Consider the following 23,821-nt stretch of genomic DNA (forward strand, 5'->3'; position numbering starts at 1 on the left):
GCGCGCCCGACCAAACCGCGCGCAAGGAGGACAGCATGGCGAAGGCGATCTTTGGCGCGGGATGCTTCTGGAGCCCGGAGGAGCATTTCCGCAAGGTTCCCGGCGTGACCGACGTGGCCGTCGGCTATGCCGGCGGGACCAAGGACAACCCGACCTACGAGGAGGTCTGCACCGGGAACACCGGCCATGCCGAGGTGGTCGAGGTCGAGTACGACCCGGCCAAGGTGGAGTACGAGGACCTGCTGAAGGTGTTCTTCGAGATCCATGACCCGACCCAGGTCAACCGCCAGGGCCCCGATGTGGGCACGCAGTACCGCTCGGCCGTGTTCTTCGAGGATGCCGAGCAGGAAGCGGCCGCCCGCGCCGCCAAGGAAAAGCTGAAGGCGTCCGGCGTGCCGGTGGCCACCGAAATCACCAAGGCCGACACCTTCTGGCGGGCCGAGGACTACCACCAGCAGTTCCTCGCCAAGCGCCGCAAGGGCGTGTTCGGGAACCTGTTCCGGTAGGAGCGAAGGCCCTTCGACACGCCCCGGGCCTGGCCCGGGGCTGCTCAGGGTGGTGAGGTCTCGTTCATTCCACCTTCGTCATCCCGGCGAGCTCCGGGCTCGACCCGGAGATCGGCCGGGACCCGGGCAAGCCGTAGCGCTGGGTCCCGGCCCGCCCCCGGATCAATCCCGGATTAAATCCGGGACGGGATCGTCCGGGATGACGGAGTAAAAAAGAAGAGGAAGTACCTCACCCTGAGTAGTCCCCGTGTCAGCGGGGGCGTGTCGAAGGGCCGGTTCCCGCGCTATCCTCCCCGCACAATCAACCGGAGGAAACACCATGGCGAAAATCGCCCTCGTGACCGGCGGGTCCCGCGGCATCGGTGCCGCGACCTGCCGGCTGCTCGCCCGCGACGGCTGGGACGTCGCAATCAACTACGCCGGAAACGCCGAGGCCGCCGACAAGGTCGCCGCCGATGTGCGGGCCGCCGGCCGCCGGGCGATGACCGTCCAGGCCGATGTCGGCGACGAGGCCCAGGTGGTCGCCATGTTCCAGGCGGTGGAAAAGGAACTCGGTCCGATCGACGGGCTGGTGAATTCCGCCGGGATCATCGGGCCGGTCGGCCGGGTCGACGCCCTGACGCCCGCCGATATCAACCGGGTGCTGAAGACGAACGTGGTGGGCTGCATCCTGACCTGCCGCGAGGCGGTGAAGCGCATGTCGACCAAGCATGGCGGCAAGGGCGGGGCGATCGTCAACGTGTCCTCCGGCTCGGCCTATATCGGCAATCCGGGCACCCAGGTGATGTACGCGATCTCCAAGGGTGCCGTGAACTCGCTGCATATCGGTCTCAGCCAGGAGGTCGCCGGCGAAGGCATCCGGGTCAACGCGGTCTCCCCCGGCATGACTGCCACCGAGATGGTCACCGAAGAGGCCGCCGCCGCCAATGTGGGCCGCATCCCCATGGGCCGCCTGGGCGAACCCGAGGAGATCGCCGAGGCCATCGTCTGGCTGATGAGCGACCGCGCCGCCTATACCGCCGGCGCCAATATCCGGGTGGCGGGTGGACGGCCGTAGCGCCCCAGGAACAGAACAAAAAAAGAACTTTTCACGCTCAACCCACCCTGGCACTCTGCCGGTCCAAAAGATGGGGAGGACGTCCGATGGCTGACCATCCGGTGCGCACCGGCGGCTGCATGTGCGGTGGCGTGCGCTACAAGATCACCGGCCCGATCAAGCAAATCGTCGCCTGCCACTGCCGCGAATGCCGCCGCATGACCGGGCATTTCCTGCCCTCGTTCGATGTCTGGAACGAGCATTTCGAGATGACCGAGACCCGGGATCTGGGCTGGTACCGCTCGGGGCCGAAGAGCCGGCGCGGCTTCTGCAAGACCTGCGGCTGCTCGATCTTCTTCCGCATGGATGGCGGCGAGAAGATGTCGATCGCGGCAGGCTCGCTCGACGACGGCTGTGACGGCGACCTGCGCATCGCCGCCCATATCTTCACCGCCGAGAAGGGCGACTATTACGACCTTGACGACGCCCCGGCCTATGCCGATGGCGGCGACAGCGTCCCCATGCCGCCGCGGGGGTAGGTTGGGTCATTTTCAAACGCATGGTCGTCATCCCGGTGGGCCCCGGACCTGATCCGGGGGCCGACCGGGGCCTAGCGGCCGGCGCCCGTCACTGGGTCCCGGCCGAGACCCGGATCGAGCCCGGGCCTCGCCGGGATGACGGGAAATAGATGCGGGAGCGTGGCGTTTTACGCCGCCCCGGCGAGCGCGTCGGCCATCAGGTCGACCGCCTTGCGGGCCTCCTGCTCCAGTCGCCCGGAGTCCAGCGCCAGTTCCCGCGCGGTGATCGCCGGCAGGCGGTCGTCGTTATGGACGTAGCCGTTGCGCTTGTCCCGCAGCCAGACATAGTCGCGGCCGAAGCGCACGGTGTTGAGATGCAGCCCGCCGCCGCCGGCCCCCATGCCGACCGCCATATCCGCCTCCTCCATCTCCCAATCGTCATGCCCGACCTGGTCGGCCACGTCGCTGTCGATGGCGGTTTGGGCCAGGATCACGGCGGTGACCCATGCGCCGGCGGCGAAGACCCGGCGGAGCTCGGTGAGGATGGCTTCGGTCTGGGCGTCGACCTGGAGGGGCCCGTCGCCGCCGGCCCGGCGCAGCCGGTCGTCGAACCAACGCAGCCGCTCGGTCCACTGCCGATGGGACGGGGGATCGATGGGCGTCATCGCGGCCTCCTCACGTCGTCTCTGCGGCAACGATACGGCCTGACGCCGGTTTCGTCAGCCGGACGGCGGCAGCCTAGGGGTTTCATGCGGCAGGACCGTGGCAGCCGCGCGGCCGATCAGACGAATCGCCCTACGCCGACGCGATCTGCACGAAGGAGGGCCCGAGCGCCGGATCGTCCGCCACCGCGGTCTCGACCACATTCTCGACCAGCGCCATCGGCGGTCCGCGCCGGCAGCGGGTGGCGAGGGCGTCCAGCTCCTCCGGCTCGCCGCGGACGGTGATCTCGACCGAGCCGTCCTGCCGGTTGCGGACCCAGCCGGCGAGGCCGAGCTCCTTGGCGGTACCGACGGTCCAGGCGCGGTAGGCCACGCCCTGCACCCGGCCGGTGACGGTCAGGTGTCGGGTTTCGGCCATGCTTGCCTCCTATTCGAACTCGACGATGGTCTGGTCGACGGCGAGGCTGGCGCCGGCGCTGGCGTGGATCTTGGCCACCGTGCCGTCCTTCTCGGCGCGCAGCACGTTCTCCATCTTCATGGCTTCCACCACGCAGATCTCCTGCCCCGCCTTCACCGGGTCGCCTTCGGAGACTGCGATGGAGACCAGCAGGCCCGGCATCGGCGAGACCAGCAGCTTGGAGGTGTCGGCCGCTTCCTTGGCCGGCATCTTGTCCAGCGCCTCGGCCACCCGCGGCGGCACCACCAGCACCCGCATGGACGCCCCGCCGAAGGACAGCTCGCGGTAGATGCCGTCGCGGTCGATCTGCACCGGGAAGGGCTCGCCGTTCAGGTTGCCGTCGAACACCGCGATGGTGGCGTCGAGCGCGCCGCGGACGGCGTAGCGCTGGCCGCCGACCACGGCGTCGTAGCCGTCCTCCACCGGGCGGATCTCCACACGGGTGTTCTCGCGGCCCTCGCGCACGGTCCAGACCGTGGCGATCTCCGACTTGCCGCGATTGGCGATCTGGCCGCTGATGCGCAGGCTGCGTTCGGCGTCGTCGCGGGCGAAGGCGACCGCCAGGGCCTGCATGGCCCCGCGCTCGTAGTCGCCGATCTGCGCCCCTTCGAAGCCGTCGGGGAATTCCTCGGCGATGAAGTTGGTGGTCAGGTTGCCCTTGCGGAACCGGTCCATGGCGATGGTCGCCGACAGGAACGGGATGTTGTGGCCCACGCCGCGGATCCGGTAGCGGTTCAGCGCCTCGCCCATGCGGTCGGCCGCCTGGTCGCGGGTCTCGCCATAGGCGACCAGCTTGGCGATCATCGGGTCGTAGAACATGGAGATCTCCGAGCCCTCGTCGATGCCGTCATCGACCCGGATTCCCTCCACGTCCAGCGGCGGGTCGTAGCGGGTCAGCCGGCCGATGGACGGCAGGAAGCCGCGGAACGGGTCCTCGGCATAGACGCGTGCCTCGATGGCCCAGCCCTCCATCGTCACCTCGTCCTGGGTCAGCGGCAGCTTTTCGCCATAGGCGACCCGGATCATCTGCTCGACCAGGTCGAGGCCGGTGACCATCTCGGTGACCGGATGCTCCACCTGCAGGCGGGTGTTCATCTCCAGGAAGTAGAAGTTCTTGTCGGCATCGGCGATGAACTCGACCGTGCCGGCGGAGACGTAGCCGACCTGCCGGGCCAGCGCGCAGGCCTGTTCGCCCATCTTGGCCCGGGTCTCAGCATCGATGAACGGGCTCGGCGCCTCCTCGATGACCTTCTGGTGGCGCCGCTGGATGGAGCATTCGCGCTCGCCCAGATGGATGACGTTGCCGTGGCTGTCGGCCAGCACCTGGATCTCGATATGGCGCGGCTCGGTCACGAACTTCTCGATGAACACCCGGTCGTCGCCGAAGGAGGAGCGCGCCTCGTTCATCGCTGAGCGCACGCCGTCCTTCAGCTCATCCTTGGAATGGGCGATGCGCATGCCCTTGCCGCCGCCGCCGGCGGTGGCCTTGATCATCACCGGATAGCCGATCTCGTCGGCGATCTCGGCGGCGTGGTCCGGCCCCTCGATCAGCCCGACATAGCCGGGCACCGTGTTGACCCCGGCCTCCTTGGCGATCTTCTTCGAGGTGATCTTGTCGCCCATCGCCTCGATGGCCTTCACGCCGGGGCCGATGAAGGTGATGCCGGCCTTCTCCAGCGCCTCGCAGAAGGCGGCGCGCTCGGACAGGAAGCCGAAGCCGGGATGCACCGCCTCGGCCCCGGTCTGCTTGCAGGCTTCCACGATCTTGTCGATCAGCAGGTAGCTCTCGGCCGAGGGCGGCGGGCCGAGCCGCACCGCCTCGTCGGCCAGGCGCACATGCTTGCCGTCCGCATCGGCGTCGGAATAGACGGCGACCGTCTTGATGCCCATCCGCTTGGCGGTGCGGATGATCCGGCACGCAATCTCGCCGCGGTTGGCGATGAGGATTTTATTGAACATCGGACCCAGTTCCCTGTTCTTTTCTCGTCGCCCTGAACTCGATTCAGGGCCAATTCACCAAGCTGGCAGCCATCCCGTCCCTGGATCCCGGATCAAGTCCGGGAAGACGGTCGGGGGATGCCCGGAAGCCGTCACAACGGAATATTGTCGTGCTTCTTCCAGGGGTTGCTGAGCTGCTTGTCGCGCAGCATGGCCAGCGCCCGGCAGATCCGGCGGCGCGTGTTGTGCGGACGGATGATGTCGTCGAGATAGCCCCGGCTGGCCGCCACGAACGGGTTGGCGAAGCGCTCGCGGTATTCCTCGGTCCGGGCCTCGATCTTGGCCTCGTCGCCGAGATCGCCGCGGAAGATGATCTCCACCGCCCCCTTCGGCCCCATGACCGCGATCTCCGCCGTCGGCCAGGCGTAGTTCACGTCGCCGCGCAGGTGCTTGGAGCTCATGACGTCATAGGCGCCGCCATAGGCCTTGCGGGTGATGACCGTCACCTTAGGCACCGTCGCCTCGGCATAGGCGAAGAGCAGCTTGGCACCATGCTTGATGATGCCGCCGAATTCCTGGGCGGTGCCCGGCAGGAAGCCCGGCACGTCGACGAAGGTCACGATCGGGATGTTGAAGCAGTCGCAGAACCGCACGAAGCGACCGGCCTTCTTGGCGCTCTCGATGTCGAGGCAGCCGGCCAGCACCATCGGCTGGTTGGCGACGATGCCGACGGTGGAGCCCTGCATGCGGGCGAAGCCGATCAGGATGTTGCCGGCGTAGTTCGGCTGGATCTCGAAGAAGTCGCCCTCGTCCACGACCTTATGGATCAGCTCCTTCATGTCGTAGGGCTTGTTCGGGTTCGCCGGCACCAGGCTGTCCAGCGAGTATTCCGGGCGGTCCGCCTCGTCGGCGGTGGGCCGCACCGGCGGCTGCTCGCGGTTGGAGGACGGCAGGAAGTCGATGAAGCGGCGCAGGTTCAGCAGCGCCTCGACGTCGTTGTCGAAGGCGAGATCGGCGACGCCGGACTTGGTGGTGTGGGTGACCGCCCCGCCCAGTTCCTCGTGGGTCACCGTCTCGTGGGTGACGGTCTTCACCACGTCCGGGCCGGTGACGAACATGTAGGAGCTGTCCTTCACCATGAAGATGAAGTCGGTCATCGCCGGGGAGTAGACCGCACCGCCGGCGCAGGGGCCCATGATCATCGAGATCTGCGGCACCACGCCCGAGGCGAGCACGTTGCGCTGGAACACCTCGGCATAGCCGCCGAGCGAGGCCACACCTTCCTGGATGCGGGCGCCGCCGCTGTCGTTCAGGCCGATGACCGGGGCGCCGACCTTCATCGCCTGGTCCATGATCTTGCAGATCTTCTCGGCATGGGCCTCGGAGAGCGAGCCGCCGAAAACCGTGAAGTCCTGGCTGAAGACGAAGACCAGACGGCCGTTGACCGTGCCCCAGCCGGTGACGACGCCGTCGCCGCGCACCTTCTGGTCGGCCATGCCGAAATCGGTCGAGCGATGCTCGACGAACATGTCCCACTCCTCGAAGGAGCCGGGATCGAGCAGCAGGTCGATGCGCTCCCGCGCGCTCAGCTTGCCCTTGGCATGCTGGGCGGCGACCCGCTTCTCGCCGCCACCGGCCCTGGCCTGCTCCCGCATCTCTTCGAGACGGTGGATGATGTCCTGCATCGTCGATGCCCCTTACGCGTTTCCCACAGTCGTTCGGCCGGCGATCCTAGAGCAATTCGCCGGCATATGTGACCGGGAATTCATCTTTGCCGCCGGGATCAGTTCACGGTCCTGAGCAGCCCCTTGAACCGCTCCGCCGCCGTCATTTCGGCCAGCAGGTTGCGGCGGCGCTGCTCGGCTTCGCGGTCCTGGCCCCATTTCTCCACCTGGAACGCCTCGTCGATCTGCGAGAGATCGAAGGCCTCCCGCGCACCCAGCTCGCCGTCCAGGAAGGCCAGCGCCAGGATCAGCGAGCCGGTGATGGAGGTGGCGGTGTGCAGCGGCGCCAGATGCCAGTCGTCCACCGCGTCCACGGCGGCACGGAAGGCGTCGAGGCTCTCCTCCGACTGGCGCACCGGCATTACGCCGGAGGTCACCGCGAGGCGCAGGGCCAGCCGTTTCTCCGCCCGCTCGCGCCAGGGGGTCCACTGGCTCATCTGACGGGCGACCAGCTCGTCCGGCCCGTCGGCCAGGAAGCACAGCAGGTCGGAGCCGCCGAAGCCGGCGATCTCGCCCACCACATGGTCGCGCTGGGGGGTGACCCGGTCGGTGACAGTGGCGGCGAAGCTCATCATCGCCATGGAGGACGGATCGACCTTCTCGCCCTGGGCGTCCCATTCCTCGGCGATCGCCTCGGCCACACCGCGGGTCGGCAGCCGCAGCGGCCGCTTGGCCGGAGAGCTGAGCGCCCGGTCGTCCAGGGAGACGAGGAAGGAGCCGTCATCCGCCTCGGTCACGGCGACGGTCTTGTAGAAGCGTTTCATGCGGGTCGCGTCTTTCCTGTGTCGGTTCTAGTCGACCGCCTTGCGGAGACTGTCGAACAGGCCCTTGATGCCGCCGGGCTTGTTCTGCTGTTCGCTTGCGCCGGCGCCGCCGCTCGGCACCGGCTTGGTGCCCTGGGCCACGGCGATTGCGTCGTCACAGGCGGGCTCGGTCGAGCCGGACGACACGAAGGGCAGCATGAGCGCCAACGGCCCGGCGAGAGCGGCCCCGCCGACCAGCGAGCCAACCCCCTTCGCCACCGCCACCGGGTCCGGCGCGATGGTCGGGTCGGCGATCGGGCCGGTGATCAGGATCGGCGTGGCGAGGCTGACCAGGCTGGCGTCCTTGGGGTTGGGCGTGAGCCGCATGTCGAGGGTCTCGCGGGCGAGGTCGATGCTGCCCTCGCCGCCGACGGTGACCCGGTCGCTGTCGACCATCAGCACGACGGTCTCGGCCACGCCGCGCTTCAGGGTCCAGCGGCCGACGGCGCAGTTCAGGGTGCCGCGGCTGCTGCCCTCCAGGAACGGCAGGAACTTGGCCGCGAGATCCTCGGCGATCAGTTCCCAGTCCTCGTTGGCGATCCGACCGTCCCGTGTGGTGACCCAGGCGGTGCCGCCGAGGCTGGCGATCATGTCGCGCGGGCTGGCGCCGCTGGCGGTCAGGTCGACGGCCGCGTCGCCCTTGGCCTCCAGGGTGTCCGAGCCGTGCAGGGCGCGGGCGAGCTTGCCGAAATCGGCTCCCGTCCAGGTGGCCTTCAGCGCCTGGGTCGGCACCGCCTCGTTGGCGGCGATCGTGGCCGTGGCGGCGATCTTGCCGTCGGACAGGACCGCGGCGACCGGATCGAGGCGCAGGGTCCCGTCCGTCAGCGTCGCGGTGGCGGCGATGTCCGTCACCGCAAGCTCATCGACGGTCAGAGCGGCCAGCGCCAGCTTGATCTCGGCATCCACCAAGCCCAGCAGCGCCAGCGGCAGGGCCGTCTCCAGCCCGTCGCCCGAATTGTCGTCTCCCTCGGGAAGCGTGATCGCCTCGCTCTTCAGGTCGGCCACCAGCTTCGGGCGCGGGCCGTCCAGGGCGAGCGAGGCGGTACCGGTCACGGTGATGCCGTCGGAGGTGAGCGAAAGCCGGTCGCTCTCCAGCGTGCTGAGCCCCCCGTCCTTGCCCAGGGCGTAGCGCAGGTTGGTGGCCAGCGCGATCTCCCGGTCGCCGACCTTCCCGGTCACATCGACCGGCAGGGTGGCACCCGGCCGCAGCGCCTCCGCCACCGCCGGCAGGGTCCCCTGGAGGGTCACCGGATCGCCATCCACATCAGCCTCCAGCGTCACGTCCAGCGGGGCGTTGCCATCGGCGGCGTCCAGCTCAAGCCGGTTGATCCGGATGGTCCGCGCCTCTTCCTGCGGCTCCGGCTTCCAGCGCAGCACCACGTCGATCAGCTCGACGCTGCGCAGCAACGGCACCGTGTCGCGGCCGACCGACCCGCCACCGCCGCCACCGGACCCGCCCCCAAGCTGCCAGTTGGCGGCCCCGTCGGCGTTGCGCTCCAGCAGGATGTCCACATCGGCCAGCGCGACGCGCTGCACGTCCAGCGTGCCGGACAGCAGCGGCACCACGTCCACCGCCACCTGCAGCTTGCCGACCGTCGCCATGTCCGGCCGGCTGCCCCAGCCGGCATTGGCGAAATGCACGGTCTCGGTGGTCAGCGTCGGGCGCGGCGTCCAGGCGAGGTCGAGATCGCCCTCGATCGTCAGGTCGCGGCCGGTCGCGTCCTCCACCGCCGCCTCGATCTGCGGCTTGTAGCTGTTCAGGTCCAGGGTCGCGACGAAGACGACGAGGCCGATGACGGCGATCGTCAGGACTGCGACGAGGGCGGCGAGGATTCGCATCCAGCGCATGGGTCAGTCCTCCTGTTTCGTTGCCACCAGTCTCTCGGCGACATCGGGAAGCTGGTCGAAACGGTCGAGGATGATAACCGATCCGGCGGCCTTGAGCCGCACCGCGTCGTGATAGCCCCAGGAAACGCCGATCGCGCCGGCGACCTTGGCGTTCACCGCGGTCTCCATGTCGAAGGTGGTGTCGCCGACCATCACCGTGCGGTCGCGCGCGCAGCCGGCCTCATCCATGGCCTCCAGCAGCAGGGTCGGGTTCGGCTTGCCCGGTCCGTCATCGGCCGATTTCAGCGCCACGAAACGCCGGCGGATGCCGTGGGCGTCGAGCACGTGCAGCAGCCCACGGCGGCTCTTGCCGGTGACGATGGCCAGCAGCCAGCCGTCGGCCTCCAGGGTGTCCAGCACCTCGCGGGTGCCGGGGAACAGCGGCTCCGGGCCGCCGGTATCGTTGCGCGGATCGAAATAGGCGTCGCGATAGGCCTCCACCAGCCGTTCGACCTGCAGCCCGCCGATGCCCGGGGCCAACCGCTTGATCGCCACGTCCAGGGGTAGGCCCACCACCTGGCGCACCGCGTCCGGCATGGGTGCCACCTGGCCCTCGGCCGCGAAACCGGCGGTCATGGAGGCGACGATCCGGTGCTGGCTGTCGACCAGCGTGCCGTCGAGGTCGAAGGCGCAGAGCTTCAGGCCAGACGTTTTCTGGGCGGCCACGACTAGTCCTCGAACGGCTCGAACGGCGACCCGTCCAGCTCCGGCTCCAGACCGAAGAAGTCGAACGACCGGATCATGTGGTCCTGCAGCGGGGCGATCACCTCCACCGGCACGCCGTCCTCGTCGGGGATGCGGATTGCGCGGGCGTGCAGGTGCAGCTTGCGGCTGACCCCCTCGCCCTGCAGGAAGGCCTCCGCCCCGCCGTATTTGCCGTCGCCCAGGATCGGCGTGCCGATGGCCGCCATATGGACGCGGAGCTGGTGGGTGCGGCCGGTGACCGGGAACAGGGCGACCAGGGCGGCCCGGCGGCCGAGCTTCTCCAGGGTCACGTAGCGGGTGACGGCGGACTTCCCGGTCTCGTGGTCGACCACCATCTTCTCCCCGGCCTTGCCCGGCAGCTTGCCGATCGGCAGCTCGATCTGCCCGGCCGCCGGCTTCGGCTCGCCGACCACCAGGGCCCAGTAGATCTTCATCGCCGACTTGGCGCGGAAGGCGTGGGTCAGGCGGCGGGCGGCGCGCTGGTCGCGGGCCAGCACCAGGACACCCGACGTATCCTTGTCCAGCCGGTGCACCAGCCGGGGCCGCTCCTTGGCGCCGTAGCGCAGGCTGTCCAGCGCCCCGTCCACATGCTTGGTCGTGCCCGACCCGCCCTGCACGGCGAGGCCGGCCGGCTTGTTGATCGCGATCATCTCGTCGTCGCGATACAGCACCGCTTCCTGCAGCTCGGCCCCGGTCTCGCTGTCGCGGCGAGCCGGTCGGGCGAACTGGGTGTGGTCGGTCGGCGTGTCGCCCAGGGGCGGGATGCGGATGGTCTGGCCGGCCTCCAGCCGCTGGTTCGCCTTGGCCCGTTTGCCGTCGATCCGGACCTGGCCGGTGCGCAGCAGCTTGGAGAGCTGGCCGTGGCCGACCGCCGGGAAATGCCGCTTGAACCACCGGTCCAGCCGCTGCTCCGCCTCGTCCTGGGCGACGACGCGGGTTTCGACATACGCACTCATGCGACCACCGTTCTGACAAGGGCGAGCCCGGCGAACAGGGCCAGGATCGACAGGGCGACCGAGGCGGCCACATAGGCGCCGGTCGACATCACCGCCCCGCGCTCCCACAGGGTCGCCACGTCGAGGGAGAAGCTGGAGAAGGTGGTGAAGGCGCCAAGCAGGCCGACCGCCAGGAAGGCCCGCATCTCGCCCGACAGGTTCAGCTTCAGGGCGCCGAGCTCGACCAGCACGCCCATGGCGAAGGAGCCGACGACGTTGACCGCCAGCGTGCCCCAAGGGAAGCCGTGGCCCATCAGGTGGGCGACCCAGCCGACCGTCTTGTATCGGAGCACGGCACCGAGCGCGCCGCCAAGGGCCACAGCGAGAAGCATCTTCATGGGCGCGGGCTTATCTCAGGTGACACCGAATATCCAGCCTTCCAACCGAGCGGCGGGTTCCTGCTCCGGCGCCGACCAGACGGCCGGGTCGCTCGACAGGGCTCTCAGGGCGGCCGCAGAAACCACGGCGTCAGCCTTGTCCTCCGTGTCTATTGAGTCACCGATGAACGGCTCGGTGTTGTAGAAGTCTAAGACTGAGGAGATTCGGCTCTGATCCAGGTATAGCCGTCGGTTATCGACGCCAGCCTTCCTTATGAGGAAAGTCGGAAAGATCTCCACAACGGTAGTCTCGCCCGGAATGGCGAATGGCCAGACCGGGATTTCTCTGTAGAGACGGTGTAACATCCGCATCCCAGCTAGAGACCCCGTTCCAACGTTTGCTGGCCCAAAAGTCTGAAAGGGAGAGTTCGGCTTTGCTATGGCTATCGCGTACTGTTCTGTAATACGCGGTCTCAGTTGGAACCAATCTGGCTTAGGTCCACGCGACCAGTAAACTGAGCGCAACGGAGAAGATTCAGACTGGAAAACAGGTCCACCGTACAGGTGAGGAGCATCTGCTGCGATCTCCTCTATCAGTTCCCAAAGCGCCGTGGCTCGCCGAGGGCTATCGAGAATGTTAGGGAAATAAGCCCTATAGTCAGCGAACGAATAAGCAAATGCGAAATCAATTCCGACGAGCGTTCTGCAATCACTGAAGCTGCCGATTAGGTCACAAATTTCTTGTCGGCTCCAATTTCTGCCAGAAGGCCCAGAGAGCAACGCCGGTGCCGCCGTACCGTGCTCGCAGATCGCTACTTGAATGCCCTTGTGGCGCTCTCCTTTAGCGCCAGACCAATCAATCGCGACAAACCGCTCAAACGAAGACACAAGTCTCACTCCCCGTCTTGCCGACGTTTCTCCCTCAGCTTGTCGAAATAATCGACCCGCTTGCGGATCTCGCGCTCGAAGCCGCGCTCCACCGGGTTGTAGAACCGCTGGCGCGCCATGCCCTCGGGGAAATAGTCCTGGCCGGAGAACCCGTCCTCGGCATCGTGGTCGTAGGCATAGCCCACACCGTAGCCCAGCTCCTTCATCAGCTTGGTCGGCGCGTTGAGGATATGGGCCGGCGGCATCAGCGAGCCGGTCTGCTTCGCCGCCCGCTTGGCCGCGCCGTGGGCCTTGTAGCCGGCATTCGACTTGGGCGCGGTGGCGAGGTGGATCACGAGCTGGCTGATCGCCAGATCCCCCTCCGGCGAGCCGAGCCGGTCATAGGTCTCCCAGCAGGCGATGGCGGTGGTGACGGCAGTCGGATCGGCCATGCCCACATCCTCCACCGCGAAGCGGGTCAGGCGGCGCAGAATATAGGCCGGGTCCTCGCCGCCGCCGAGCATGCGGGCGAGCCAGTACAGGGCCGCGTCGGGATCGGAGCCGCGCATCGACTTATGCAGCGCGCTGATCAGGTTGTAATGCTCTTCCCGGTTCTTGTCGTAGACCGGGGCGCGGCGGTTCACCCCGGCCGCCACGCCGGCGGAGTCCAGCGGCTGGTGCGGCGAGAGCTCGAACACCTCCTCCGCCATGTTCAGCAGGAAGCGGCCGTCGCCGTCAGCCATGGCGCGCAGGGTGGCGCGGCCGTCCTCGGTCACCGGCAGCGGACGCCCCTCCTCCTCCGCCGCCCGGTCGAGCAGCCGGTCGAGAGCCGCGTCGTCCAGCCGGCGCAGCACGAAGACCTGAGCGCGGGACAAGAGCGCCGCGTTCAGTTCGAAGCTGGGGTTCTCGGTGGTGGCGCCGACCAGCGTGACCGTGCCGTCCTCCACCACCGGCAGGAAGCCGTCCTGCTGGGCGCGGTTGAAGCGATGGATCTCGTCGACGAAGAGGAGCGTGCCCTTGCCCGACGCCCGCAGCCCGCGCGCCTGCTCGAACGCCTTCTTCAGGTCGGCCACGCCGGAAAACACCGCCGAGAGCGGCATGAATTCCAGCCCCGCCTTCTCCGACAGCAGCCGGGCGATGGTGGTCTTCCCGCAGCCCGGCGGCCCCCACAGGATCATCGAGGCCAGCCGCCCCTTGGCCAGCATCCGCCCGATCGGTCCCTCGGGGCCGAGTAGGTGGTCCTGGCCGACCACGTCCTCCAGCCGTTCCGGGCGCAGCCGGTCGGCCAGCGGGCGCGGGGCCTGGGTCTCGAACAGGCTCATGGGCCGCTAACCCTGCACCCGGGTGGTGAGCACCTTGCCGTCGCGCTTGATCGCCAATTCCCAGCCGCCGCGCGGAGTGCCGACCGCCTCGTTGAAGGTGGCGACGCTGTCGATCTCCATGCCGTTGACCCGCACGATGATGTCGCCCCGGCGCACGCCGATCTGGTCGGCGGCCGTGCCGCGCTTCAGGCCGAGCACCACCACACCCCGTGCCATCTCGTCGAACCCCTCCTCCGCCGCCAGGGCCGGCGACAGGTTGGCGACCCGGCTGCCGGCGAAGGGATTGCGGCCGGTCACATCGGTGACCTGGGCGGGCGGATCCTCCGCCGGCGGCACCATGGCCAGCGAAAGCTCGCGCTCCCGGCCGCCGCGGATCACCTTGATGGTGACGTCCTCGCCCGGGGCGCGCGTGGCCACCCGGTAGCGCAGGGCGCCGCTGTCGATCACCTCGCGCCCGTCGACGGCGACGATCACGTCGCCCGCCTGCAGACCCGACTGCTCCGCCGGCCCGCCGGGATAGAGGTCGTTCACCAGGGCCCCCACCGGCCGCTTCATGCCCAGGCTGTCGGCCAGGTCGGAGGTGACGGTCTGGGTCCTGGCGCCGAGCCAGGGCCGCACCACCCCGCCATGGCGGGCCGCCCGCAGCACCGTCGCCACCATGTTGGACGGCACGGCGAAGCCGATGCCGACCGAGCCGCCCGGGCTGCCGCCACGCTGGTTGGAATAGATCGCGGTGTTGATGCCAACCAGCCGGCCGTCGGTGCCGATCAGCGCGCCGCCGGAATTGCCCGGGTTGATGGAGGCGTCGGTCTGAATGAAGAAGCTGTAGTCGGTGATGCCGACATTGGTGCGGGCCAGGGCGGAGACGATGCCCATGGTGACCGTCTGGCCGACCCCGAACGGGTTGCCGATCGCCAGCACCAGGTCGCCGACCTCCAGCTCGTCGCTGTCGTGGAACCGTACATAGGGAAGCGGCTCGTCCACCCCGTCGATCGCCAGCACGGCCAGATCGGTATCCGGGTCGGCCAGGATCAGCCGCGCCTTGAACTCGCGCCGGTCGTTGAGCACGACGGTGATCTCGTCCGCGCCCTCGATGACGTGGTTGTTGGTCACCACCGTGCCGTCGGCATCGACGATCACGCCGGAGCCGAGCGAGGTCGCCTCGCGCCGGCGCTGCGGCAGCGAGGGCACCAGATCGCCGAAGAAACGCTTGAAGAACGGGTCGTCGAACAGTGGCGAGACCCCGCGGCGCTCGGCGACCACGGTGCGGGTGTAGACGTTCACGACCGCCGGCCCCACCTCGCGCACCAGCGGCGCGAAGGTCAGGCTGATCTCGCCCTTGCCCTGTGGCACCACCTCGCTCTGCGCCAGGGCGGGGAGGGGATTCTGCGCGATACAAACGGCCAGTATCAGCCAGAGGGCGCGCCAAGCGGCGGTCAGACGCTTCATTCTCGGATCTCCAGCCCGTGCAGGTCGGTTGTGGCCACGGGAAGCTGTGTTAGGCTTCCCAATCTAGGGAGTCCAGCCGACCGTGCCAGGGGGCACGTTGACCTGGGCCCCCGTGACAAGAAAAGGGGGCGCGCAATGACGGACGCGCCGAGACCTCAGGAACGCCCACTGGAAGCCGCCCGCGACGCCGCAGAGCTGATCGCCGGCCAGGTCCAGGATCTTTCCGACCTCGCGACGGTGCACCGGGCCTTCGGCCGGCTGCGCGAGATCGCCGACGCCCATCCCCATGCCGACGGGCTGATGCGGGTCGCCGTCTGCGGCGCCACCCGCTACCTGGCGATCGGCCGGCGGATCGGCGACATCGCCATCGTGCGCGAGGCCCACCTGTTCCTCGCCACCTTGTCCCTGCGCGACGAGGACGACCCGCTGCCGCACCGCGCCCTGGCCGAAGCCTCGGTCGACCTGATGCTGGCCGAGGCCCGGCAGTCCGGCTTCCCGCGCGCGCTCGACACCTACCGCACCGTCGTCGCCATCAGCCTCGCCCGTGGCGGCGACCCGAACGTGGCCTGCGCCCATGCCAAGGGGGCAGCCAACCTGGTCGCCCTCGCCCTGGAGGCCGACGCGCCCCTGGAGGCTGACCGGGCGCTCGCCGACCTCGCCCGGCTGGAGGCCGACCAGCCGGAGATCCTGCCGGTGCGCCAGCAGCGCGGCCGCGGCCTGTTCAACCGGGTCGCCCATGCGGCCCGCTGGGCGGATACCGGAACCGAGGCCGCGACCGCCTCGGCGTCGCAGCCTGCCGCCGTCGGCGGCCTGACCGAACTGGCGGCGCTGATCGAGGTGGCCCGGCGTGCCCCGGTGGACCCGGATCTGGTCGACCTGGCGGCGGAGGGGCTGTTCGCCTTCGTCACCGGCCTCGGCACCCGGGGCGAGGTGGCTCTGGCGCGGCGCCATTACGACGACCTGTCGTCCCTGGCCCAATTGCCGGAGGCCGGCCCGCCCGTGCGCCGCCGGCTGGCAGATGCCGCGTTCAACCTGATCACCGACCTGTGCGAGAGCGGCGAGACCGAGCTGGCGACCCTGCTCTACGGCGATCTCTCCGGGCTGTCGGTGGTGCATGATGACGATCCGTCGATCTGCCTCGCCCATGCCAAGGCCTCGGCCAATCTGGTTCTCACCCACCGCGACCGCGGCGACCACGCGGCCGCCAACATCATCGCCGACGACCTGCGCAGCCTCGTCTTCGCCCATCCGGAAAACCTGGAGCTGATGGAAGTGGCGACCTTCCTGGATCTGGCCGACGTCTGAGCGCGCCCGCCTCCGTCAGTCGCCGAAGTTCGGAGTTTCCTCGTCCGGGGCCATTGCCTACCTTTGCGGCCCGAGGATTTGAATGGCCGGCACCGGCCCGCCCCATGGATCGACGCGATGGCCCTGGTTGAGTTCGTCACCCCGCTGCACACCCGCACCGCCCGCGACTATCTCGGACGGGTGAACGAGCACGACAAGGCGGAGTCCGCCCGGGTCGCCAAGCAATGGGGCCGCGACTACTGGGACGGCGACCGGCGCTACGGCTATGGCGGCTACCGGTACGACGGCCGCTGGCTGCCCGTCGCCCAGGCCATGGGCGCCCATTATGGGCTGAAGCCCGGCGACCGGGTCCTCGATGTCGGCTGCGGCAAGGCCTTCCTGCTCTACGAGTTCACCCGCGCGGTCCCCGGCATCGAGGTCGTCGGCCTCGACATCTCCACCTACGCGCTGGAGAACGCCAAGGAGGAGGTCCGGCCGATGCTTCGGCACGGCCACGCCCGGGAACTGCCCTTCGAGGATGACAGCTTCGACCTGGTGATCTCGCTGGCCACCCTGCACAACCTGCGTTTGCCCGACCTGGTCTCGGCGGTGCGGGAGATCCAGCGGGTCGGCCGGCGCGACCGCTACATCATGGTCGAGAGCTACCGCAACGAGACGGAGAAGGTGAACCTTCTGTACTGGCAGCTCACCTGCGAGTCGTTCCTCGCGCCGGAGGAATGGGACTGGGTCTACGCGCAGGCCGGATACCAGGGCGACTTCGAATACATCTACTTCGAGTAGCCGGGATGCGGATGCCCCGGCCTCCCCACCCACCGAACGGTGCCATGACCCGATGAGCGGACCGAACCTGCCCCATACGCCACGGCCCGACGCGGAGGCCTTCGAGCGCGACATGCGCGCCAGGTTCGTCACCCGCGAGAACCTGGCCAAGCTGTTCCACATGGTGATGCCGCACCTGCGGGAAGGGCAGCGCACCCTGGTCTATATCCTGAGCCAGTCCGACCGCATCGGCCATTTCACGCTGGAGCCGCAGATTCTCGACAGTCTCTACGGCGACAGCTACGACCGGATCATCATCGTCACCGCGCCCTGGGATCGCCCCGGCACCAACGCCCTGGTCCCGTCCTGCTACGGCGACCGGTTCGTCTGGGTCCAGACCGATGACGAGGTCATCCTGGCGATGGCGTTCATCGATGGCGGCCTCGCCGACCTGAAGCTGTTCCACCTGCTGCTGAGCTCCCCGAGGCTGACCATCGTGGACTTCTTCAAGAAGATGGTGGAGGGGGTCGAGCCCAAGCTGATCAGCCTGCCCGGCGCGGCCCGGGAGAAGGGGCACGCGCAGCTTCGGGGGATCGGCCTCGATCCCGGCGCCCCCTTCGCCTATTTCCACATGCGCACCGCGAAATACCGCGAGACGATGACCCATCACGGTCACCGCACCGCCAGCATCGAGACCTACAGGCCGTCGATCCGGCGCATCCTCGATGCCGGCTATCAGGTGGTGCGGCTCGGCGAGAAGGGCCTGGAGCCGCCCGACTGGTTCAGCGACGGGTATTTCAGCCTGCCCGACGCCCTGCCCGATCTCCCGCCTCAGGAGCGGGCCGCCGATCTCGCGGTACTGGCCGATGCGGCGTTCGGGACGGCGCAGAATTCGGGGCCGATCTGGGTCGCCGCCGCCTTCGGGACTCCCACCCTGCGCACCAACACCCCGTACGAGCACCTGAACCTGCCCTATACCCGCGACCTGTCGCTGTTCAAGCGGTACCGCGACGACCGAACCGGGCGGATGCTGCCCTATCGCGAGATCCTGGAGCGCCGCCTGCCGGCGGTCATCCGGTCCGGCGACTACAAGAAGCTCGACATCACCGTGGTGGAGAATTCGACCGAGGAGATCGACGCCGCGACCGAGGAGTTCCTGGAGATGCTCGCCGGCGGCCCGAGCCGCCTGCCGCCGGACGACTACCGCCGATTCCTGGCCCTGGGCCGGGCCTACGAGAAGGAAATCGCCGAGGATCCGTGGTTCGTCAAGGAGACCCTGGACTTCTACAGCCACGCCCACCCGTTCGGCGATTTCTCGGGAAAGATCCTCGACTCCGCCCCGGGCTTCCTCGACTGACGACGGGCGCGGGTGATCCGTCCCGCGCCGGTCCGGGAACAGACCGGGGGGTTTTGCGCGGACGACGACCGTCGATCTGCTACCCTCGCTCAACCGTCGACCGGTCTTCCCAAACTCGACCGGGACGCATACGCAGAGGTGGATGGGCAATGGCTCTCAGCGCGATCACATTGGCTTGGTTGGACCATCTGGCCGAACACGGGGTCATCCCGCCGGGTCCGGTGCTGGAGTTGGGCCCCCAGGACATCATCGCTGCCCGTCACGTGGTGGACGAGTTCCTCAGCCGCCGACTGGGCATGCCGGCGGCTGGCGAGGCGATGGATCGGATCTACGGAACGTCCCCCGTGGATCGACCGCAGACGGAGATCTACAAGTCGCTCGGATTGGATGAATACGTCGCGGTCGATTTCGGCGATGAGCGGGCCGAGGTGCAGCACGATCTGAACGAGCCGCTCGACCTAGGCCGGAAATTCAGCGCGGTCACCAATTTTGGGACGGCCGAGCACATCTTCGAAGTGACTGCCGTCCTACGCTCTCAGTACCGTCATCTGGCGGTGGGCGGTGTGGCCCTGATGGTGCTCCCGACATTCGGCGAGATCAATCACGGTTTCTATAATCTGCACCCGACCCTGTGGACCGACCTGGCGGTGGCCAACAATATGGAGATCGGCGATCTCCAGTATGTGGACGATGTGGTCGGGCGATCGGTGAAGCTGGACGAGGAGGGCACCTGTCAGCTCGACTTCGACACCATGCCGATCAAACCCTTGAACGGCCAGTACGGCAACTTCCGCCTAACCGTGGCGATCAATTTCCTGCGGAACACCGGCCTGCACATGCAGTCAGCGCCTCCCGGCAAGTTGCCGCAATACGTGCTCGACTGCTGCATGGTGGCGCTTCGCCGTACCGCCGACAGCCCTGAGGAGCTTCGTGTGCCCCAGCAGGCGATCTACGCGCCTCCCCAGGCCCGCGCGGCAGCAGCGAACATCCGTCCGGTCCGTTAGCCGGCTGGGGAGATCGGTGCGCCGACAAGTGGTCAATGCTATAAATTGATTCGAATTGAAAAGAGGTTCGACGCATGGCCAACAGCACCCACGGTCAGGGCAGCAACGCCGGTGACAGGAAGAGCTGGCCGGTGGCTTGGGCCCTGCACATGTTCGACACGCAGAACGCCGCCGAGTTCCGACGGCAGGCCGTCGAGGATCCGCATCAGGGGGCGCCGCTGGTCGGGGCGACCTGGCCGCCTCGGACCCGCGCCCAGCTTCTCGAGAGCTCCAAGCGCATTCGGCACGCCCTCGTTCTCAGAGCGAGCGGCCTGGTCGAGGATCCCGGGCAGTTCCAGTATCTGATCAGAGCCGTCGACCGGGTCCGGCAACTGATCGAGTACTTCCAGCGGCGCGAGAAGCGCTGGCAGACTCGAGATGTCTGGGCGGTCAAGGCTCCGAACGGAAGCACGATCCGGTTCCCGATGACGGATCCGGCCGCCGACATGTTCAAGAAAATCGTCGAGGAATATGACGGTCAGTATGAACGTGCGCTGATCACGTATCTCAACGCCCACCTGCGCCCGGGCGACGTGTTCGTCGATATCGGCGCGCATACGGGCTATATCAGCGCCTTCGCGGCGACGACCGGCTGCACCGTCTTCGCGTTGGAGATCCAACGCAGCCTCATGCCGCTGCTCGAGCAGTTGGCCACGATCAACGCGTTCGACCACCTACGTCCGCTCTATCTCGGGGCCTCATCCAAGTCCGGCCTATCGCTGATGCGGCGCGGCTGGACGACCCCGGCAGCCCAACTCGAGGGCGCGACCCATACCGATCTCCTGGCAGACCCGGATTCCATCCTGAACGACTATGTGCCGACCATCTCGCTGGACGACGCTTTCGACAGTGACGACCTGATGCCAAAGATCATCAAGATCGATGCCGAAGGGCATGAGGCGGATATTCTGGAAGGAGCCCGCAGCATCATCGAGAAGCGCCGCACCACCTTCGTGATCGAGTATCATTCCAGCGAGCACATGGCGAGTTTCAAGCGCCACGGCGAAGAGGTCACCGCCCAGTTCGACCACGACAAGTGGGATCTGGGCCAACTCACAGACGATGGCGTGAAGCCGATCTCCGGCGCCCAGGACATCATTCCAGACGCCCGAGACAGCCACCCGAAAATTGTCCTTACCCCAAAAGTGGCTTAATAAATGTCCGCGGCGAGACTTCCATCGCCGTCATCACAAATCTGGCATGAACCGCAATACCCTCTCCGTACCGAGGGAATTCGGAAGAGGTCTCAATGACGCCTGAAGATCGGACATTGGCGCATCGTGAGGCAGCTCGGCGCGACCTGCTCCACAATCCAGCCGACCCCGGCGCCACGCTCGCCTCCTATTGGCCGCCCATCACTCGGGTCGATCTTGCGCGCTGTGCTCAGTTCATCCGGCGAGCAGCGCTTCTCATGGACACGCCGGGTGGTGTCGATCCGGCCCTACGGGCACGGCTCTCCCATATGCGCTATCGGGTCCAGGAGCTGATTCAGTACATCCGTCAGCGCACCATCCGCGCCGCCAACACCAGTATCTGGCAGGCGACCACGCGGAACGGCCATGTGGTGAAGTTCCCGTTGTCCGACGGCCCCGCCCGGTTCTTCAAGGAGGTCGCCGAGGGGTACGAGGGCGGCTTCGAGCACGCCCTGCATGATTTCATCACGGACACCCTTCGCCCGGGCGACGTCTTTGTCGATGTCGGCGCCCATATCGGCTACGCGAGCGGGTTCGCGGCGACCACCGGGGCCAGCGTTTTCGCCCTCGAGGTGCAGCGGGAGCTCATTCCGCTGATCGAGCAACTCGCCATCCTGAACGGGTTTGACCAGCTGCGCGTGCTGCATGCTGGTGCCTCGTCGACGCCCGGTCTGGGGATGATTCAGCGGATGAACCCACATCCCGGCTTCCAAGTCGAAACCCAGGAGGGAGCGAGCCTGGATGCCTACCCCCTGTCATTGGTCAACGACGCCGTGCCGATGGTCACCCTGGATACCATCTTCGCCGACGACCGGCTCCTGCCGACCATGGTCAAGATCGATGTCGAAGGCTATGAGCTCCTCGTGCTCGAAGGCTCCGCCCGGCTTATCGATCAGGCGCGCACGATCTTCGTCGTCGAGTTCCACCCCCATCTGGTAGAGCGTCAGGGCAAGAATGCGACGGACCTGCTCGCTTTGTTCGATAAGGACCGCTGGGTCGCCAAGCAGATGACCGAAGACGGCATGTTTGCGATCGACGCGGCCGCGGACATACGGCCCGATCCGAAGGATCCCAACCCGAAGATCGTCTTCGAGCCACGCTCGGCCACGTCTTCCGAGAAGGCGTCATCGTGACTGCTCCTGCAGGAGGGTCGCCAGAGGAGCGTCTGCGCCAAATCAACGGCCTCCTTCATATCCTGCGGACGCCGGGAGTGCAGGATGATCAGGCGTTCAAGGCGCTCTTCATTCTGTGGCTCGACCATACGGCGATGCACACGCTGCTCAATCTGACCTCGGTTCTGGCCGGCGGCCTCAGCATCGATCGGCGCGGTGGCGTGCCTGCCGCAATCTTCCGGCGATTGCCCCAGCATCACGTCGCGGCGAATATCTTCCTGACGAACTTCGCCCGTTGGAAGAATGGGGAAAGATCGGAATCTATCGATACGATCGGCATGCCGGACGGGCCAGGCCGAAAGCTCGCTGCGGTCTTCTTCTCATTCATGACCACCGGCACGATCGCGGCGGTCTCCACAGGCATCCTCGGCGACTTCCGGCTGGCAATCGAAGGTATCCGAGCCACCCTGCCGTCGATGCGCAATGCCGGCCTACTCGATGAGGGCAACCGTCTGGAGATGTTCTGGGCAGCGGTGGAGCATCGGATGCGCTCGGCCGAGGAAGCCCTGGTCCTGTCGCCCGGCTATTTCCTGAACGTCGGCCACTGCGTCCTGGCCGCCGCCCTGGTGGAGACGGTTCGCGGTGGTGGCTTCGCGCCCCGCAAGATCGCCGCCATCCGAGGCAAGTTCCATAATCCGACCCTGAGCACCCACGTCCTGAAACGGATGGATCCGGACGTCCCGCCGAACCACCGTTTCGGCGAGATCGCCGACGGCGCCAAGAGCTTCTTCCTGAACGACCAGCGCTTCGTTCATATCATGAAGGTGCTGTCGGACGCGGGCCGGGTCTGGTCCGAGGGCCGTCGCCCGTTCGTAACCCTGGAGCCGGAACTGATCGAGCGGGGCTATGCGGTGCTGGCGGAGTACGGTGTACGGCCCGGCGACCGCATCGTCACCATGCATGTCCGAGAACCCGGCTTCCACGCCGACTCCGTCGCGTCACGCTATCAGGACACCGAGTATCACGGCATGCGCAACGGCTCCATCGCCTCCTATCGCGAGGCGGTCGACGCAATTATCGCGAATGGCGGCGTGGTGATCCGCCTGGGTGACAGGGCGATGACTCCTCTGGGAACGCGACCCGGGTTCATCGACTATCCGTTCACCGAGCACAAATCCGACTGGATGGATATTTTCCTGGTCAGCCAGTGCCACTACCATCTCGGCACGGCGTCCGGGATGTCCTACGTGCCGATGCTGTTCGGTCGCCCGGTCGCCTTCACCAATTACATTACCCTGGTGAACATCTGCGACACGCCGAACATTCTCACCCTGTTCAAGCCGCTGGTCGATCTGAACGGCAACACAGTGCCGTTCGAGAGCTATGCGACGCGCTTTTCGCGTCTCGCCAACGACAAGGAACTGGAGTTCCACGGCATCTCGCACCGGATCAGCCGTCCCGAGGACATTCTGGAGGCGGTCCAGCTGATGGAGCGCCACGCCGACCGCGAAACCGGATGCCTGGACCTTCCGGACAGCGAGTGCCGGGAAGCCCAAGACCGATTCGCACAATCACCTCTTGGCCTGCGGCCAAAAATTCCTCCCAAATTCTGGAACCACTTCTATGGACGTTGAGCCGCGACGAGGCTCGAGACGCTGACCCGATTGTCGGAGGTTCTTGCAGAAATCCGTGCGATCGGGGACGGCCGACCCAATCAGGCGGCGGGGATACCGGGCGCGCGTGCCTAGCCATCCGGGGATTGAGGTATGAGCGCAAGAAAACTGCGTTTAAATTCAACAGGGGCGGATGGGCCGGATAATCCCGGTTTGTTAATCAGGTAAAGAGGTGCAGACCGTCGTTGACGAA

Annotated in this window: 22 protein-coding genes; 10 read left to right on the forward strand and 12 right to left on the reverse strand. The window is 67.2% G+C overall.

Translation table 11 applies throughout. The features are described 5' to 3' along the window. Positions 1-35 precede the first annotated feature (35 nt). The 3 genes from msrA to ACOQOP_RS12580 all read left to right on the forward strand — a co-directional run bounded on the left by msrA (position 36) and on the right by ACOQOP_RS12580 (position 2,081). Positions 36-506, forward strand: a complete 471-nt coding sequence (msrA, locus tag ACOQOP_RS12570; RefSeq protein ID WP_420562156.1) for a peptide-methionine (S)-S-oxide reductase MsrA — start codon at positions 36-38, stop codon at positions 504-506. 319 nt (positions 507-825) lie between these two features. After that, positions 826-1,563 (forward strand): SDR family oxidoreductase, encoded by a 738-nt coding sequence (locus ACOQOP_RS12575; RefSeq protein WP_420562157.1) that lies wholly within the window; start codon positions 826-828, stop codon positions 1,561-1,563. 86 nt (positions 1,564-1,649) lie between these two features. Further along, positions 1,650-2,081, forward strand: a complete 432-nt coding sequence (locus ACOQOP_RS12580) for a GFA family protein (RefSeq protein WP_420562158.1) — start codon at positions 1,650-1,652, stop codon at positions 2,079-2,081. Between the two features lie 167 nt (positions 2,082-2,248). Here ACOQOP_RS12580 and ACOQOP_RS12585 read toward each other — a convergent pair whose 3' ends face one another. The 12 genes from ACOQOP_RS12585 to ACOQOP_RS12640 form a co-directional block, all read right to left on the reverse strand. Beyond that, positions 2,249-2,725, reverse strand: a complete 477-nt coding sequence (locus tag ACOQOP_RS12585) for a hypothetical protein (RefSeq protein WP_420562159.1) — start codon at positions 2,723-2,725, stop codon at positions 2,249-2,251. 130 nt (positions 2,726-2,855) lie between these two features. Continuing rightward, entirely contained in the window at positions 2,856-3,140 is a 285-nt protein-coding gene (locus ACOQOP_RS12590; protein ID WP_420562160.1) for an acylphosphatase, read from the reverse strand. Between the two features lie 9 nt (positions 3,141-3,149). Next, positions 3,150-5,138 (reverse strand): acetyl-CoA carboxylase biotin carboxylase subunit, encoded by a 1,989-nt coding sequence (locus tag ACOQOP_RS12595; protein WP_420562161.1) that lies wholly within the window; start codon positions 5,136-5,138, stop codon positions 3,150-3,152. Between the two features lie 131 nt (positions 5,139-5,269). Next, a complete protein-coding gene (locus ACOQOP_RS12600) occupies positions 5,270-6,802 on the reverse strand; it encodes an acyl-CoA carboxylase subunit beta (protein WP_420562162.1) in 1,533 nt (510 codons plus the stop codon). A 98-nt stretch (positions 6,803-6,900) separates the two neighbouring features. Continuing rightward, the gene (locus tag ACOQOP_RS12605; RefSeq protein WP_420562163.1) at positions 6,901-7,605 is read right to left on the reverse strand and encodes an ATP12 family chaperone protein; all 705 of its coding nucleotides are present in this window, start codon (positions 7,603-7,605) and stop codon (positions 6,901-6,903) included. A gap of 27 nt (positions 7,606-7,632) precedes the next feature. Then, positions 7,633-9,492, reverse strand: coding sequence for an AsmA family protein (locus ACOQOP_RS12610; RefSeq protein ID WP_420562164.1), 1,860 nt, complete (start codon positions 9,490-9,492; stop codon positions 7,633-7,635). A 3-nt stretch (positions 9,493-9,495) separates the two neighbouring features. Continuing rightward, positions 9,496-10,197 carry an HAD-IA family hydrolase gene (locus tag ACOQOP_RS12615; RefSeq protein ID WP_420562165.1) on the reverse strand — a complete coding sequence of 234 codons (702 nt, stop codon included), beginning with the start codon at positions 10,195-10,197 and terminating at the stop codon, positions 9,496-9,498. Between the two features lie 2 nt (positions 10,198-10,199). After that, positions 10,200-11,192 (reverse strand): RluA family pseudouridine synthase, encoded by a 993-nt coding sequence (locus ACOQOP_RS12620; protein WP_420562166.1) that lies wholly within the window; start codon positions 11,190-11,192, stop codon positions 10,200-10,202. After that, positions 11,189-11,569: a fluoride efflux transporter CrcB gene (gene crcB / locus ACOQOP_RS12625; protein ID WP_420562167.1), complete on the reverse strand. Its 381-nt coding sequence runs from the start codon at positions 11,567-11,569 to the stop codon at positions 11,189-11,191. The genes ACOQOP_RS12620 and crcB overlap by 4 nt, the downstream gene beginning before the upstream one ends. Before the next feature lie 15 nt (positions 11,570-11,584). Beyond that, the gene (locus ACOQOP_RS12630) at positions 11,585-11,848 is read right to left on the reverse strand and encodes a hypothetical protein (RefSeq protein ID WP_420562168.1); all 264 of its coding nucleotides are present in this window, start codon (positions 11,846-11,848) and stop codon (positions 11,585-11,587) included. Positions 11,849-12,441: 593 nt separating this feature from the next. After that, positions 12,442-13,737, reverse strand: coding sequence for a replication-associated recombination protein A (locus ACOQOP_RS12635; RefSeq protein WP_420562169.1), 1,296 nt, complete (start codon positions 13,735-13,737; stop codon positions 12,442-12,444). Positions 13,738-13,743: 6 nt separating this feature from the next. After that, a complete protein-coding gene (locus ACOQOP_RS12640; RefSeq protein ID WP_420562170.1) occupies positions 13,744-15,186 on the reverse strand; it encodes a DegQ family serine endoprotease in 1,443 nt (480 codons plus the stop codon). A 135-nt stretch (positions 15,187-15,321) separates the two neighbouring features. Between ACOQOP_RS12640 and ACOQOP_RS12645 the strand changes: the two genes are divergently transcribed. From ACOQOP_RS12645 to ACOQOP_RS12675, 7 genes are all read left to right on the forward strand, one after another. Beyond that, positions 15,322-16,491 carry a hypothetical protein gene (locus ACOQOP_RS12645; protein ID WP_420562171.1) on the forward strand — a complete coding sequence of 390 codons (1,170 nt, stop codon included), beginning with the start codon at positions 15,322-15,324 and terminating at the stop codon, positions 16,489-16,491. A gap of 117 nt (positions 16,492-16,608) precedes the next feature. Further along, complete coding sequence (locus ACOQOP_RS12650) at positions 16,609-17,271, forward strand: class I SAM-dependent methyltransferase (RefSeq protein ID WP_420562172.1); 663 nt, start codon at positions 16,609-16,611, stop codon at positions 17,269-17,271. A gap of 52 nt (positions 17,272-17,323) precedes the next feature. Then, positions 17,324-18,607, forward strand: coding sequence for a TIGR04372 family glycosyltransferase (locus ACOQOP_RS12655; protein WP_420562173.1), 1,284 nt, complete (start codon positions 17,324-17,326; stop codon positions 18,605-18,607). 149 nt (positions 18,608-18,756) lie between these two features. After that, positions 18,757-19,611 (forward strand): hypothetical protein, encoded by an 855-nt coding sequence (locus ACOQOP_RS12660; protein WP_420562174.1) that lies wholly within the window; start codon positions 18,757-18,759, stop codon positions 19,609-19,611. A gap of 74 nt (positions 19,612-19,685) precedes the next feature. Next, positions 19,686-20,804 (forward strand): FkbM family methyltransferase, encoded by a 1,119-nt coding sequence (locus ACOQOP_RS12665; protein ID WP_420562175.1) that lies wholly within the window; start codon positions 19,686-19,688, stop codon positions 20,802-20,804. A gap of 95 nt (positions 20,805-20,899) precedes the next feature. Continuing rightward, complete coding sequence (locus ACOQOP_RS12670) at positions 20,900-21,976, forward strand: FkbM family methyltransferase (RefSeq protein ID WP_420562176.1); 1,077 nt, start codon at positions 20,900-20,902, stop codon at positions 21,974-21,976. After that, positions 21,973-23,589 (forward strand): TIGR04372 family glycosyltransferase, encoded by a 1,617-nt coding sequence (locus ACOQOP_RS12675; protein WP_420562177.1) that lies wholly within the window; start codon positions 21,973-21,975, stop codon positions 23,587-23,589. Before ACOQOP_RS12670 ends, ACOQOP_RS12675 begins: the two co-directional genes overlap by 4 nt. The last annotated feature ends 232 nt before the right edge of the window (positions 23,590-23,821 follow it).

The organism is Thalassobaculum sp. (assembly GCF_965223715.1).
In the GTDB taxonomy this organism is placed as follows: Bacteria; Pseudomonadota; Alphaproteobacteria; order Thalassobaculales; family Thalassobaculaceae; genus Thalassobaculum.